The sequence below is a fragment of the Paenibacillus sp. FSL K6-1096 genome, assembly GCF_037977055.1.
Taxonomy (GTDB): Bacteria; Bacillota; Bacilli; order Paenibacillales; family Paenibacillaceae; genus Paenibacillus_AQ.
Map to the genome: position 1 here is coordinate 138,458 of NZ_CP150274.1, position 14,430 is coordinate 152,887.

The 14,430-nt window shown below is 52.3% G+C and carries 13 protein-coding genes; 12 read left to right on the forward strand and 1 reads right to left on the reverse strand.

Annotation, left to right across the window (positions count from 1 at the left end):
- The first annotated feature begins 11 nt into the window (after positions 1-11).
- From MHI24_RS00555 to MHI24_RS00570, 4 genes are all read left to right on the forward strand, one after another.
- Entirely contained in the window at positions 12-1,007 is a 996-nt protein-coding gene (locus tag MHI24_RS00555) for a HAMP domain-containing sensor histidine kinase (RefSeq protein WP_340023613.1), read from the forward strand.
- A gap of 86 nt (positions 1,008-1,093) precedes the next feature.
- Entirely contained in the window at positions 1,094-1,807 is a 714-nt protein-coding gene (locus MHI24_RS00560) for an ATP-binding cassette domain-containing protein (protein WP_340023614.1), read from the forward strand.
- Positions 1,804-2,553 (forward strand): ABC transporter permease, encoded by a 750-nt coding sequence (locus tag MHI24_RS00565; RefSeq protein ID WP_340023615.1) that lies wholly within the window; start codon positions 1,804-1,806, stop codon positions 2,551-2,553. The genes MHI24_RS00560 and MHI24_RS00565 overlap by 4 nt, the downstream gene beginning before the upstream one ends.
- Positions 2,550-3,299, forward strand: a complete 750-nt coding sequence (locus tag MHI24_RS00570; protein ID WP_340023616.1) for an ABC transporter permease — start codon at positions 2,550-2,552, stop codon at positions 3,297-3,299. The genes MHI24_RS00565 and MHI24_RS00570 overlap by 4 nt, the downstream gene beginning before the upstream one ends.
- A 28-nt stretch (positions 3,300-3,327) precedes the next feature.
- Here MHI24_RS00570 and MHI24_RS00575 read toward each other — a convergent pair whose 3' ends face one another.
- Positions 3,328-3,885, reverse strand: a complete 558-nt coding sequence (locus MHI24_RS00575) for a GNAT family protein (RefSeq protein WP_340023617.1) — start codon at positions 3,883-3,885, stop codon at positions 3,328-3,330.
- Positions 3,886-4,057: 172 nt separating this feature from the next.
- On the opposite strand from MHI24_RS00575, the gene MHI24_RS00580 reads away from it, so the two are divergent.
- From MHI24_RS00580 to MHI24_RS00615, 8 genes are all read left to right on the forward strand, one after another.
- Positions 4,058-5,632, forward strand: a complete 1,575-nt coding sequence (locus MHI24_RS00580; protein WP_340023618.1) for a peptide ABC transporter substrate-binding protein — start codon at positions 4,058-4,060, stop codon at positions 5,630-5,632.
- Between the two features lie 270 nt (positions 5,633-5,902).
- Complete coding sequence (locus MHI24_RS00585; protein ID WP_340023619.1) at positions 5,903-7,642, forward strand: ABC transporter ATP-binding protein; 1,740 nt, start codon at positions 5,903-5,905, stop codon at positions 7,640-7,642.
- A gap of 144 nt (positions 7,643-7,786) precedes the next feature.
- The gene (locus MHI24_RS00590; RefSeq protein ID WP_340023620.1) at positions 7,787-8,533 is read left to right on the forward strand and encodes an SDR family oxidoreductase; all 747 of its coding nucleotides are present in this window, start codon (positions 7,787-7,789) and stop codon (positions 8,531-8,533) included.
- Between the two features lie 45 nt (positions 8,534-8,578).
- On the forward strand, positions 8,579-8,926 hold the full coding sequence (locus MHI24_RS00595; RefSeq protein WP_340023621.1) for a winged helix-turn-helix transcriptional regulator: 348 nt from the start codon (positions 8,579-8,581) through the stop codon (positions 8,924-8,926).
- A gap of 161 nt (positions 8,927-9,087) precedes the next feature.
- Positions 9,088-9,732 (forward strand): universal stress protein, encoded by a 645-nt coding sequence (locus MHI24_RS00600; protein ID WP_340023622.1) that lies wholly within the window; start codon positions 9,088-9,090, stop codon positions 9,730-9,732.
- 40 nt (positions 9,733-9,772) lie between these two features.
- Complete coding sequence (locus MHI24_RS00605) at positions 9,773-12,628, forward strand: Na+/H+ antiporter subunit A (protein ID WP_340026858.1); 2,856 nt, start codon at positions 9,773-9,775, stop codon at positions 12,626-12,628.
- Positions 12,616-12,948 carry a Na(+)/H(+) antiporter subunit C gene (locus MHI24_RS00610; protein WP_340023623.1) on the forward strand — a complete coding sequence of 111 codons (333 nt, stop codon included), beginning with the start codon at positions 12,616-12,618 and terminating at the stop codon, positions 12,946-12,948. The genes MHI24_RS00605 and MHI24_RS00610 overlap by 13 nt, the downstream gene beginning before the upstream one ends.
- Positions 12,945-14,426 carry a Na+/H+ antiporter subunit D gene (locus MHI24_RS00615; protein WP_340023624.1) on the forward strand — a complete coding sequence of 494 codons (1,482 nt, stop codon included), beginning with the start codon at positions 12,945-12,947 and terminating at the stop codon, positions 14,424-14,426. Before MHI24_RS00610 ends, MHI24_RS00615 begins: the two co-directional genes overlap by 4 nt.
- The last annotated feature ends 4 nt before the right edge of the window (positions 14,427-14,430 follow it).

Sequence of the window (14,430 nt, forward strand, 5' to 3'; positions counted from 1 at the left end):
AGCCCCGATCCTTGTTTCGCCATTTCCTAAAGCTGCATTTCCTGTTCATCCTTCTTCCGCCCATCGCGCTGATGGTCTTCTCATCGTTCTTCGGAACCTCCGGGACATGGCCAAAGTTCAATACGCTGAACCTGTTTTACATTACAGTGCTTATGTTCACTTGTATCATTGTGGCTTTCGTTGCTCTATCCTGGCTGTTCTTCTGGAGACTCCGCAAACGTCTGACCCGTCTACAGCAAGCTATGTCCGCAGCTCCCACTGCGGATTCATGGCCTGAGCCTGTCCTGGTTCAAAAGGATCGCATGGATGAAATAGACCAGTTAGGCGGTTCCTTCAACCGGATGATCCGGCAACTGGAAGACAGCCGCGTGCGGGAGCAGCAAGAGGCAGGGCTGCGGCAACGGCTTATTGCCAACATGTCCCACGACCTGCGGACGCCGCTGACCGTCATTCGGGGACATGTTACCCGGCTGAGCAAAGAACCGATGAGTCCAGAGGGACAGAACTCCTTAGCAGAGATCAATCAGACTATTACACGGACCGGTGAGCTGATGGATGATTTGCTCTCGTATACCTTGCTTACCTCAGGCAAATATCCCTTTGAGCCTGCATTCACAGACATGGGACGCCTGGTAAGAGCCTCGGTTGCTGCATGGTATCCGGTATTTGAGGAGCACGGCATTCAGGTCGAGGTTGACCTGCCCGCAGAAGAGACCTTCCACTGGACAGCAGATCCCAAATGGATGACCCGGGTGCTGGATAATTTGTTTCAGAATGTCATTCGCCATGCAATAGACGGGAAATATATTTTTATTGCTGTAGATGTGCAGCAGGAACGGATTCTTGTCGCTGACAGAGGCCAGGGCATGAATCATTCCACATACGATGGCGGAGCGGGAATGGGGCTGTCGACGGTCCATTATATGCTGAACACCATGAAGCTGAAGGCTCAATTTAACTCAAGCGGAGAGGGAACAAGTGTAGTCATTTGGCAGAGTGTAACCTGAAGTTAACCCAGAAGTAAACAGCCTGCCCACCGGGATGTAACCTTGCATCTGTATACTTAGCACCATAACGAAAGGATGTGTTATGGTTGCTCACCATCAATAACTTAGTCAAACGCCGCGGAACGGAGGAGATTCTATCTGGAATCACCTTCGAGGCCAGACCAGGAAGAGTCACGGGGTTCCTCGGACCCAACGGGGCCGGCAAAAGCTCCACCCTCCGTATCCTGCTCGGATTGGATCATGCTACCTCAGGGAGTGCCTTGATTCATGGCAAGCCCTTCGCAGAATTACAACATCCGCTGCAAACCGTAGGTGCCGCACTGGACGGATCTGGAGCACATCCGATGCGGACAGGACGGGCACACCTGCACTGGATCGCTTGCGCCGCCGGCCTGCCCCGCTCCCGTGTCGAGGAGGTGCTGGATATCGTAGGTCTTACCAAGGCAGCAGGCACTAGAGTGAAGCGGTATTCTCTCGGCATGGGGAGAAGACTGGGAATCGCGGCTGCGCTGCTTGCAGACCCGGAGATCCTGATTTTGGATGAACCTGTGAACGGACTTGACCCGGAAGGCATCCGTTGGATTCGGACATTTCTGCGGCAACGTGCAGAGGCAGGGAATACGGTGCTGCTCTCCAGTCATCTTATGGGTGAGCTTGCCGAGACGGTGGACGATGTGGTGATCATTAAGCAGGGGAGAATCGTTGCGGATGGAACACTCCAAGAGGTGACCGGCAGCCACTCCACGCTGGAGCAGGCCTTCTTCGCCCTGACCTCGGGACATGCAGGTGATCTGCGATGAGGGCTTTTTATACAGAGTTATCCAAGCTGTTCTCCCTGCCGGGCATCTGGCTGGCATTCCTTATAGGAGTCTTGGGACCTGCGGCCTTTGCCGCTTTGGACTGTATCGCTGAGAAGGAGGATATTCTAGCTGGTATCAGCACCCGGCTGCCGGAAGTAGGGTTTCTTGGATTAGGCTTCGGGGTACAGGGAGTCATTCTTCTGGGGGTGCTGGCGGTCAGCAGTGAGTATGCGGTAGAGAGCAGCGAGGCCGGACACGGGCAGCAGATCATAACAAGCTTAACGGCGGTATCCTCCCGGCTTCATGTACTCCTGGCCAAAGCAGCGGCGGTGAGCGTAGTCACCATCCTGCTGTGTATCTTGGCTATAGCGGCTATCCTGCCAATAACGCACCTGATTCTCGGAGAATTCGCCCCGGCCATGGAGTGGACCAGACTGGCCGGAGCCGTATGTTACTGGATTTTCACTGCGCTAATTGCCTTCAGTTTCACGGTTCTGACGAAGAACGGTATGATCCCGCTCACTGTGCTGATGATCAATTCATCGTTGGTATCCTTCAGCGTCCTGCTCGCCAAGGTAACGAAGCTGGCCTATTACTTACCTGATAGGGCGGGTATTGATATGTTCATGTCTATGAACGACGCCTATCATACCCCGCTCAGAGGCGGGCTGGTGATGCTGGCCTGGACAGCCGTCCTTCTCACTATTGCAGCAGTTGTCTTCCGTAGAAGGGAGGTTGGAGCATGAATATCCCGGCTGGCAGGAAATTCACAAGGATCCTTGGTGCAGAACTGGTTAAATTAGTCACCCTCCCTGCGATATGGCTTATTCTGGCGGGGACATTCGTCGCTCAGTGCGTAGTGACTGCAGCATATACTTCTGTGGCTCTGCAGAGTGAGCCGGGGACGTATACGTTCCTGAATACAGGACTGGCCTCGATGCGGTATCTTCAAGCAGGCTTCATGATGCTTGGAATAACAGCCACGGCTTCAGAGTACACAGGGGGACAAATTCGGACGACGCTTACTGTACTCCCGTGGCGCGGGCTGCAATTATCCGTGAAGTATCTGGCATTAGTTATAATCGCTGTACCTGCGGCATTCCTTATGGCCGCATCTGGAGTGCTATACGCCGGCTTGATGCTGAGGGACACTACCGTTGGGCTTGAGCCAGATCAAATCGCTGCGTGCCTGGGAGGAGGCACGGGCTATTTAACCTTAACTGCACTGCTTGGTGCAGCAGCAGGCGCTATTTTGAGAAGAACCACTCCCGCCCTGGTGATCCTGCTCGGTTATTATTTCATTGTCAGTCCAATGGCCGGAGCGTACCTGCCAGACTATCTTCCAGATGTAGCTGGCTATTACATGTATGCCCCGCCTGCCGCATATCCCCACAATGCTCTATCACGATTGCAAGGGACAGGCATATCCATACTATGGATCATTCTCTTCATAACAGCAGCGCTTGTGTTGTACCGGAAGCGGGATGCTTAGAATCAGAATGTGTCTTCCAGGAATCTGCTCACCTGTTCCGCCACTCTGATGCAAGCAGGGCGTACTGATATTCATCGGTCCAGCTTCCCTTGGACCAGTAATTTTGCAGCAAATGTCCTTCGCGTCTCATCCCCTTGCGTTCCAGCACCCGAATGGACTTGCCGTTGCGCACATCAGTAAAAGCAATAATCTTGTGCTTGTCCAGCGTATCGAAAATATAGCCGAACAAACCTCCGAGCGCCTCATGAACGTAACCCTTTCCCTGGTGCTCCGGTGCCAGGGTGTAGCCAATCTCTACCATCCGCGGCTCCGCCTGCAGGGTGTGAACAGCGCAGTCCCCAATGAGCTGATTGGAATCCGCCAGAGCGATGGCGTATTGAAGCCAGGTGCCCGGCTCATCGGGCTTCTGCGCGATTTGCGCTTGGACAAACGCCTCAGCCGCCTCATACGTATAATTCTCCCACGATTGAAACCGCGCGATTTCAGGATCTGAACGGTACTGATACAGTGCATTAACATCCTGTATTTCAAAATGCCGGAGCATCAGGCGCTCTGTAGCGGCATAGACCTTGTTCGAATGCTGCATGTCTTTAATCTCTCCTTATGTAGGCATGGCCAAAAGTGGGCTTTTCCCATTATAACGTACAGCTGGCTATATGCTAAATTTTCAATCTGAACTCACAAATTTGGTGCGGTAAATATTACCGGATATGCTAAGATGAGAGGGCGTGACATTACATAGCTAAGGGGAAATTCAGATGAGAAAAGTTTGGTTAGCCGCGCTCGTCATACTGCTGGCGGTGCTCGGGAGTGTGCCCGGCAGCGGGATAGCAGCGGCGGCAGAGCAGCAGGTGCTGCGCATCGGGATGGACGAATTACCGATTCTGCTGGACCCGCCGAGCATTGAGGCCGGAGATCAGGATAAGGCAAGTGTCATCAAGGCATTGTACGAGGGTCTGGTCCGGCTCGACAAGAACGGCAAACCTGTTCCCGGAGTTGCCCAGTCCTGGACAGTTGGAGAAGACGGAAAGACCTATACCTTCAAGCTGCGGGCGAATGCCAAGTGGAGCAATGGCAAGAAGCTGAAGGCTGCCGATTTCGTGTATGCCTGGAAGCAGGCGCTTACGCCGGGGCGGGAGGCAGGATATCTGTACAAAATGTACTATGTGGCTGGAGCGGAGAACTATCATACCGGCAAGCTAAAGGATTTTGCCAAGGTTGGGGTGAAGGCCATCAATGATAGCACCCTTCAGGTTACACTCACAGGGAAATACGCCTATTTCCCTTCGCTGTTGGCCGAGCCGGTCTACTTCCCGGTGTCGCAAGAGGCAAAGGAAGCTGCTGGTATCACCAATGGACCGTTTCAGCTGCAATCACGGAGCATTACAGAGATCAAGCTGGTCAAAAATCCTTACTACTACGGGGCTGCAACCATCCGGCTGAGCGAGGTGGTTCTACTGTCTCCGCTGGGTCAGAAATGGAAGAATTCGACCGAAGCCTTCGTGAGTGGACAGGTGGATTGGGTAGGGGGAGGCAACACTCCGGTTGATCTTACCTATGAAGCTCAGATTGATGAGGATGACTTCACTTACGCTCCTTATGCTTCTACCTACTATTATCAGTTCAATCTGAAGCAGAAGCCCTTCAGCAACATCAATATCCGCAAGGCGCTGGCCTTGGCTATAGATCAGGATGAGATGCCGATGGCCATCCCAGCTTATGGCTTCGTGCCTTGGACCCTTTTCGGTTCCAAAGCACAGTACCGTGCAGAGGTTAGTGATACCGCCTTCGACCGGTCTAATACGAACAAGGCCAAGGAACTGCTGGCCAAAGGGCTCAAGCAGGAGGGACTGAGCGCGCTTCCGCCGTTCTCCATTCATGTCAATGAAGGTAAGGCTCATGCGGCAGTGACAACAATGGTTGCAGAGCAATGGAAGGAAAAGCTGGGCATAACCGCCACGATAGAATCGCAGAAGTGGGAGAGCTACCTGGCTAAGCGGCTTAGCGGGAGCTACCAGGTTACCCGTGCCGGCTGGACCGCTGATTATAATGACCCGGCGACATTCCTGAATTTCTTCAGTACAGACAGTGCCGACAACGATTCAGGCTGGTCGAACAAGACCTATGATCAGCTTGTGAAGCAGGCGGAGCAGACCTTCGATGCCGCGAAGCGGGTTCAGCTGTACGCCAAAGCAGAGCAATTGCTGATGAAAGAAGCAGTCATCATTCCGGTATATAATTACATCGCAGATATTCTGCGCGATCCGCGGATTGGCGGGGTTTACATCGATTATGACGGCTCGATTGCCTTCAGTAGAGGATATTGGAAGTAGGTTCAAGTAAGTATTCATGATAGTAAGAAGCCAGTGAATCCTAACGGACGCTGGCTTTTTCTTTGGATAGGAAACTATAATTTCCTTCTGGATTGGACAAGGTGCATGTTAATTGGTGGATAAGAGTTCGCAGAGTGACCTTGTTGCGTTTTACTACAAAAAAATTCTATAATCTGACAGGTGATTGTCTATTATTAGACAGGTTAACTTCATTTTCCCTGTTCGTTATGCTTACATAAGCTGCGCTCTTGAAGGAGGTTCTGCGGGCTTATGAATCCAACCCGGACGTTGATTAAGGAAATATTGTCTAACAGTAAGCGAATCCTTGTTATGATTCTACTCTTCAATATTTTAGCCGCAGTCGTCTCAACGCTTCAGCCCCTCCTGTTCAAAGACCTATTCGACGATATCCTGCCAGAGCGGCAGATGGGGAAGGCTGCGCTCTATATTGTTCTGCTCATTCTAATCCCCATTGCATATGCTGCCTTGAACAGCGCCACCTCCTATTACAACAATGAACTCGGGAACCATTTATCCAAGAATCTTCGCCTGCGGCTGTTTTCTCATTTGCTGGAGATCCGGCCAAGGAATGTGGACAGCATCGGAAGAGGGGAGATCATCAACCGGATTACCTCGCAGGTGGGAATGCTATGTGAGGTCTTTGTAGTAGATACGCTTATGACTATGGTCGCGAACGGTATTCTGCTGCTCGTTACCCTGTGGATCATGTTCTCAATGAGCGTCGAGCTTACACTCGTGACTCTACTATCCTTTCCTCTATTTATGTATGGCTTCAGACGCTTCAGGAACAGGACGGAGACGCTGGACAAGAAATATTATTGCGTTCTGGAAGAAGGCATAAATTATTTAAATGATTTCTTCACAAATCTGGGGGCAGTCCACAGGTGTAATGGACATCAGGCAGAGCGGAAGCGTTGGAGCGGCTGGAATGACGATGCTTGGAGGATATCCCGGCAATCCCGGGTGTTTCATCATGTGGTTTTAAATCTAGTTGCGGATACGATTATATCCTTAATTACGGGTATCATTTATGGCTATAGCCTGTACCTGATCCTGAAAGGCCGCATCTCACCAGGTACTTTGCTGGCCTTCATTGTTATTCTTCCAAGATTGTACAGCATATTCAAAACATTGTTTTCACTGAATACCGATACGAGCCGGATGAAGGTCATTATGGGCAACCTGAATGAAATCCTGAACTTGAAAAAAACAGATTCAGGAGCTAAGGTTCCTGAATATAGCCGCATCCCCCTCCTACAGATGAGGAATGTCTCGTACAGGTACGCTCCAGACGATTCTTTTGGCATCACTGACTTTAATCTGGACATCCAACCAGGTGCATTCGTAGGTATTGTTGGAATAAGCGGATCAGGTAAATCTACGATATTCGAGCTGATCCACAGGTTCATAGAGCCGGACGAAGGGGAGATCTGCCTGGACGGAGTTCCGATCCAAGAGCTGGACATTCATGAATTAAGAAGATATGTTGGCCATTCCCCGCAAAAGGGAGTGCTTTGGAACAAGTCCATTCTGGACAACATCATCTACCCGCTGCAAAAGGAAGACATGCACGAAGAGGCCTGGCGCAAATTCAGTACTGCTGTTGATCTTGCCCATGTAAATTCATTCGTACAAGCCATGCCTGAAGGGTATGACAAGCAAGTGGAGAACCACGGTGACAATCTCTCCGGCGGAGAGATCCAGCGGATTCTGTTGGCCCGGGTATTCATGAGTGAACCGCGTATCCTGATGCTGGATGAGTACACCTCCGCTCTGGACGCCTTGACGGAGAGTGACTTGAGCGATACGTTGCTGAGCCTGAAGGGCAAGCAGACGATCCTGGTGATCGCACACCGGCTGTCCACTGTGAAGAATGCGGATATCATCCTGGTGGTGGATAGGGGCCGGATTGTAGAACAGGGCAGTCCAGCTGAATTACTGGTTCAGCAGGGAATGTATTACAAGATGGTGGAGAAGCAGAAAATATAGAGTGTCAGCATCCTCCCTTAAGCCTCTTCAATTATCACCTTTTGGTGACTATATCACAAAAAAGTGGGTACTATTTTTCTTGTAACTTTTCCTCCATACTAGCGTTCGTAGGAACTATCAATCATAAAAGGAGTGTATAATAGTATGGGTAGATTTGACGGGAAAGTGGCAGTTGTAACTGGAGGGACAAGCGGCATCGGGCTTGCGGCGGCAGAGCAGTTCTTACGAGAAGGGGCTTACGTGTTTATCACAGGACGCAGACAGCGTGAATTAAATGAAGCGGTACAGCAGATCGGTCAGAATGTTACAGGCGTTCAAGGTGACATCTCCAAGCTGGAAGATCTGGACACCTTATTTGATACTGTCAAGCGGGAAAAGGGACACCTGGACATTCTCTTTGCAAATGCCGGACTAGGGTCATTCCTGCCGTTAGGCGAAATCACGGAAGCCCACTACTACAAGACTTTTGATGTCAACGTCAAAGGAACTATTTTCACCGTACAAAAAGCATTACCCTTGTTCCCTAATCAAAAAGGTTCCATTATCCTGACAGGCTCTACGGCCGGCTCAATGGGGGTACCTGCGTTCAGTATCTATGGCGCCTCCAAGGCAGCGATCAGACAACTCGTCCGCAACTGGATTCTGGATACGAAAGGGACAGAGATTCGGATGAACGTCCTTAGTCCGGGTTCAGTCGTCACACCGGCGTACGATGAATTGTTCGGCTCCGCACTTGACAATTACCTGGAACAGGCCAAAACAGATGTCCCGCTCGGCAGAGTAGGACAGGTACAAGAGATTGCAAATGCAGTCATGTTCCTGGCCTCAGATGAGAGCAGCTATTTGAACGGCATTGAATTATTCGCAGACGGCGGAGTGGCTCAAATCTAAATCAACTTAACGTTTGTGTATCAACTCAGGAGATGATGGATTGTTATGAAAATCTTTCACTGTGAACTGGAAGTTACACTAGAGGTCATCGGAGGGAAGTGGAAGGGGCTTGTGCTGTACTATTTAATCCAAGGACCGAAGCGGACAGGGGAGCTTAAGCGGCTTGTTCATAATATTTCGCAAAAGATGCTGATTCAAACACTTCGGGAACTGGAGACGGACGGATTAATCCGCAGAACCATGTACAATCAAGTACCGCCTAAGGTGGAATACTCAATGACAGAGCTGGGTCAATCCCTCGAACCCGTTTTGAGACTGCTTTGTAATTGGGGAGGAAATTACGCAGAACAATCCTATACTCCGGGCGAGTTTAAGATTTTGAATCCGGATTAAGTGCTATTTTTGCCCTGCCTCATCCTTTACTTTCATTCCCGGGGACTATATAATAAGACCAATTGTATATGGGAGTAACCGGAGGAGCCTGCCAACAGCGGGCTCTTTTTGTGTTGTGAAATGGAAAAAATTAACTGTTGCGTAGGAAAGGAATGTTGGACATGAATCTGGAAACGAAACAGGAAAGTATCATGGTATGCGTACATTACGGCCCCCATGGGCAGCGGCTGATCCAGAGGGGCAGTGAGCTGGCCATGAAGCTGCAGGCGCCGCTTGTTGTCCTGACGGTGGATGCGGGTTCAGATGGAGACCAGGAGTATAGCCCGGAGAAGCAGCTGTACCTGTCCGGCTGGGCGAATCAGACGAAGGAGGCCGGGGGACAATTCCTGACCCGCAGCTCGGGCGGCAGAAAGCCCGCACAGGTTATTGTGGAAGCTGCCCGTGAACACCAAGTAACCCAAATCGTCATCGGCCAGTCTACCCAAACGCTGTGGCAGGAGATTACACGGGGGAACTTCATCAATGAGCTGATGGAGCTGGTCGGCACAATAGATCTTCATATCGTTGCTGTGCAGCGTTATCCCGAATTGCTGGAACAGACGCATGAGCGCGGGTTTAACGCCTATCTGGTGAAGAAGGGAAACCGTTATATCCTGGAGGATGAGCCTGATGGAGATGAAGTCCTGAAGGGAACCTTCTTCCGGGAGCTGGATACGGATTTCGACACCGGTCTGTTTAAAATCGTTAAAAACGGTGAAGCGCAGTATCTACGAATTGTACAAAGCGAATGGGTGAAACCTGAATGAGCAAACTAGACAAGAGAAGGGGGATTGAGCCGTGCTGCTTATGGTTATTCTGCTGCCATTGATAGGGTCTGCACTCTTGCTTGGGGTTAGACAGACCTCACGCTTTCATCTGGGATGGATCATTCTGCCCGTTCCGGCGGCGCTATTCCTGTATGTGCTGACGAAAATCCCGGAGATCCGCGCGGGCGAATCCCTGATCGACCAAGTGGCCTGGATGCCATCATTTGGTATGAATCTGGATTTCATTCTGGACGGCCTCAGCCTGATATTGGTCTTGCTGATTACGGGAATGGGGGCACTTGTCGTGCTGTACTCCATTTTCTATCTTAACAAGCAGACGGAAGGGCTCCGGCGGTTCTATCTGTATCTGCTGATGTTCATGGGGGCAATGCTGGGTGTCGTGCTGTCCGATAACCTGATCGTGCTGTACGGGTTCTGGGAGCTTACCAGCATTTCTTCCTTCCTGCTGATCGCCTTCTGGTACGGCCGGGAACGCTCCGGGTATGGGGCCGTCAAATCCATGCTGATCACAGTGTTCGGCGGCCTGGCCATGTTCGCGGGCTTCAATCTGCTGTATGTGATGACCGGTACTTACAGTGTACGGGATATTATTGCACTCTCGGGGACTTTGACAGATCACGCCCTGCTGCTCCCGGCGATTCTGCTTATATTGCTGGGCGCCTTCACGAAATCGGCCCAGTTCCCGTTCCATATCTGGCTGCCTGACGCCATGGAAGCGCCGACTCCGGTTAGTGCATATCTCCATTCCGCTACAATGGTGAAGGCGGGGATTTATCTGGTCGCCCGGCTGACGCCTGTCTTCGCAGGACAGTCCGTATGGTTCTGGCTGGTGTCGGTAACTGGCCTGCTCACCTTAATCTACGGGTCTTTCAAAGCTATACGCCAGACCGATCTCAAAGCCTTGCTGGCCTACTCCACCATCAGCCAGCTGGGACTGATCATGTCATTGCTGGGGCTTGGATCAGCCGCCGGCTTTTACAGCGGGACGCAGGAGGCCATGTTCTATACCCTGGCTACATCCGCCGCACTTTTCCACCTGATTAACCATGCCGTCTTCAAAGGCAGCCTGTTCATGGTAGTGGGCATCATTGACCATGAGACGGGAACGCGCGACCTGCGCAAGCTGGGTGGCCTGATGGCGTTGATGCCCGTTACCTTCACCATCGCACTGATGGGGGCGTTCTCCATGGCAGGGCTGCCGCCGTTCAGCGGATTTCTCAGCAAGGAGATGTTCTTTACGGCAGTGCTGAATATCCGGGAGTTTCATCTGCTGAGCTCCGCATACTGGATTCAGCTGTTTCCGGTGATTGCCTGGATTGCAAGTGTGTTTACATTTGTCTACAGTATGATTCTTGTATTCAAAGCCTTTGGCGGCAAGCTACAGCGGGCCAAGCTGGATAAAATTCCGCATGAAGCCCCGGCCGGCCTGCTCCTGCCGCCCGTAATCCTTATCTTGCTTACGCTGGTGTTCGCCTTCTGGCCGGAGCTGGTCTCCATTAACCTGGTCGAACCGGCGCTCTCTTCCATCCATACCGGACGCCTTACACCTGTGGAGGCGCTGGAGGTATCTATTCATTTCTGGCATGGCTGGACACCCGAGCTCTTCATGACAATGGGCGTAATCGCAGCAGGCCTGCTTCTGTTCAAGGGTTATACCCGGCTAAGGGTGCTGGACCGTGAAGCGAGAGGACGCAATACGCTGAACCGGATATATGATGGTTCACTGAAGCTGCTTGAAGGAGGCTCCAGACGGTTTACGAATGCCTATATGACGGGCTCTAACCGCCATTACCTGCTGTATATCTTCAGTTTCTTCATCGTCACCCTGCTGGCGGCGCTGCTGCGGGAGCCTGGGATCCGCCTGGGTATGGATCATTATGCGAAGCTATCGTTCTATGAACTGGCCGTCATAGCAGTTATGCTGCTCTCCGCCTTTGCCGTTCCTTTTGCCAAGTCACGGGTTAATGCGATCCTGTTCACCGGCGGTACCGGGTACATGGTCACTCTGCTGTTCGTCCTGTTCCGAGCGCCTGATCTGGCGCTCACGCAGATGATTATCGAGACCGTATCCGTTATCCTGTTCCTGCTCTGCTTCCGGTACCTCCCGAAGCTGAAGCTGCAGAAGGAGAAGCTGCCCTTCAAGCTGCCGAATCTGATCATAGCAGTTGGCGTAGGGGGCACGGTCACGCTGCTCGCTCTGGCCGCGATGGGCAGCAGCCCGTTCAAGCCGATCTCTGAGTTCTTCCTGAAGGAGAGCTATAATCTGGCCGGAGGCAAAAACGTGGTCAACGTCATCCTGGTCGACTTCCGCGGATTTGATACTTTGTTTGAAATCATGGTGCTGGGTATCGCATCGCTGGCAATCTATGGCCTGATCCAATTGCGGATGGACGAAGATCTGACCCGGCCGAAGCAGGAAGAACGCCGTCTGGTCGTCCCTTTACACAGTAATGATGTCATACTGCAGACGATGTCCAAAGGAATCATTATCATCATTCTGACCTTCTCGTTGTATCTTTTCCTGGCCGGCCATAACCATCCGGGAGGGGGCTTCATCGGGGCACTCATGGCCTCCGCTGCGCTGGTGCTGCTGTCCATTGCCTTTGGTATGGACCAGATCCGTAAGGCTTTTCCGGTGAATTACCGCCTGCTTACCGCAGCCGGACTCCTGCTGGCGATTGTGACCGCCTCAGGCTCGTTCCTGTTCGGCGCTCCTTTTCTAAGCCATACCTTCAACCACTTCCATCTGCCGCTTCTTGGCGATGTCGAGCTGGCAACTGCCGTGCTGTTTGACCTCGGCGTCTATCTGGCGGTAGTCGGAGTAGCGATGAATATCATTCTAACGATTGGAGGGGATAAACGATGGAACTCGTAATGGCGCTGGCTATCGGCATTCTCTTTACTATAGGTGTCTATCTGATTCTGTCGCGGAGCCTGCTGCGGATTGTGCTCGGAACCTCGCTGCTCACCCATGGCGTGCATCTGCTGCTCCTGACCATGGCCGGTCTCAAGACAGGCTCGGCTCCTATACTGGGCAAGGCAGAATCTTATGTGGACCCGTTGCCGCAGGCTCTGATTCTGACCTCAATCGTCATCAGCTTCGGGGTGACAGCCTTCTTCTTCGTACTCGCTTACCGCTCCTATCAGGTGCTGGGCACAGATGAAATGGACAGCATCAAGGAGGCTATGGAATGAGCAATCTACTGGTGCTGCCCATTCTGATTCCGTTGTGCACAGCAGTACTCCTGATCTTCCTCAGGGGTAAGCTGCGCCTGCAGCGGGGGATCAGCGTGGTTAGCAGCGTGCTAACGGTTCTTATGTCCATCCTGCTGACTGAACATGTGCACAAGGAGGGCATCCTGACCTTGCAGATGGGGGGCTGGGCTCCTCCTTACGGCATTGTCTTTGCCGGCGATATGTTCGCACTCTTACTGGTGACGGCGGCTTCACTAGCAAGCTTAGCCATCCTGTTGTACTCCATAAGCACCATCGGTGAGAAGCGGGAGCATTATTATTACTACACGTTCTATCATTTCTTGCTTGCCGGGGTGTACGGCTCCTTCCTCACCGGAGATATCTTCAATCTGTTCGTCTTCTTTGAGGTGATGCTGATCTCTTCCTACGCGCTTCTGTCCCTGGGAGGAACCCGGCTTCAGCTCAAGGAGACGTCCAAATACCTGCTCATCAACATTGTCTCCTCCACCTTGTTTGTAGCAGCCGTTGCCTATCTCTATGCTGCAGCCGGTACGCTTAACATGGCCCATTTATCCCTGCGGATCAGTGAAGCGGGGCAGGGGGGCGTGCTTAACGTCATTGCCGTACTTTTTCTGATCGTATTCTCCCTGAAGGCCGGGCTGTTCCTGTTCTTCTGGCTTCCCGGCTCCTACAGCGCTCCGCCGGCAGCGGTCCGGGCCTTATTCGGTGCTCTGCTAACCAAAGTGGGGCTGTATGCCATCATCCGTACGTTCACGCTGCTGTTCGTTGACAATGCCGGCCCTCCCCATAGCCTGATCCTCTGGATGGCGGCGGCTACGATGATTCTGGGCAGCCTGGGGGCTGTTGCCTACAAGGATATTCCGCGGATTCTGAATTACAATGTGATTATCAGTGTCGGGTTCGTAGTGCTTGGACTGGCCGCTGGGACACGGGATTCGCTGGACGGGGCGGTCTTCTATCTGCTGCATGATATATTGGCCAAAGCCTTGCTGTTCATCCTGGGCGGCTTAATCATCTCAGCGGCAGGAACAGACCGGTTAAGCGGGATGGGCGGCATGATCCGCAGATATCCGCTGCTGGGCTGGATGTTCTTTATCCTGGCGCTTGCCCTGGTAGGAATTCCGCCGCTGAGCGGCTTTGCCGGGAAGCTGCTGATTATCCGCGGCGCTCTGGATGCGAAGCTGCTCACCCTGTCGCTAATCGGGCTGGGCTCAAGCTTCATGGTGCTCTATTCCTTGATCAAGGTGTTCCGGCAGGCCTTCTGGGGAATCGACGTGGAGGCAGAGCGGCCTATGGTCAGCATGAAAGGATCGTTAGCCGTAGCTGCAGGACTCCTGGTGCTCGTCGCCGCGATAGGAATCGGGGCGGAGGCTCTTTTTGCCTATGTCTCGCAGGCGGGTTCGGTCCTGGCTTCACCTGAGCAATATATCCAAGCCATAATGAAGATAAAGGAGTAGAGGA

Bases quoted from the DNA above. Each gene is read 5' to 3' on its own strand.
- MHI24_RS00565 (WP_340023615.1), top strand. From the start codon at position 1,804: ATGAGGGCTTTTTATACAGAGTTATCCAAGCTGTTCTCCCTGCCGGGC.
- MHI24_RS00570 (WP_340023616.1), top strand. From the start codon at position 2,550: ATGAATATCCCGGCTGGCAGGAAATTCACAAGGATCCTTGGTGCAGAA.
- MHI24_RS00575 (WP_340023617.1), bottom strand. From the start codon at position 3,885: ATGCAGCATTCGAACAAGGTCTATGCCGCTACAGAGCGCCTGATGCTC.
- MHI24_RS00580 (WP_340023618.1), top strand. From the start codon at position 4,058: ATGAGAAAAGTTTGGTTAGCCGCGCTCGTCATACTGCTGGCGGTGCTC.
- MHI24_RS00585 (WP_340023619.1), top strand. From the start codon at position 5,903: ATGAATCCAACCCGGACGTTGATTAAGGAAATATTGTCTAACAGTAAG.
- MHI24_RS00590 (WP_340023620.1), top strand. From the start codon at position 7,787: ATGGGTAGATTTGACGGGAAAGTGGCAGTTGTAACTGGAGGGACAAGC.
- MHI24_RS00595 (WP_340023621.1), top strand. From the start codon at position 8,579: ATGAAAATCTTTCACTGTGAACTGGAAGTTACACTAGAGGTCATCGGA.
- MHI24_RS00600 (WP_340023622.1), top strand. From the start codon at position 9,088: ATGAATCTGGAAACGAAACAGGAAAGTATCATGGTATGCGTACATTAC.
- MHI24_RS00605 (WP_340026858.1), top strand. From the start codon at position 9,773: ATGGTTATTCTGCTGCCATTGATAGGGTCTGCACTCTTGCTTGGGGTT.
- MHI24_RS00610 (WP_340023623.1), top strand. From the start codon at position 12,616: ATGGAACTCGTAATGGCGCTGGCTATCGGCATTCTCTTTACTATAGGT.
- MHI24_RS00615 (WP_340023624.1), top strand. From the start codon at position 12,945: ATGAGCAATCTACTGGTGCTGCCCATTCTGATTCCGTTGTGCACAGCA.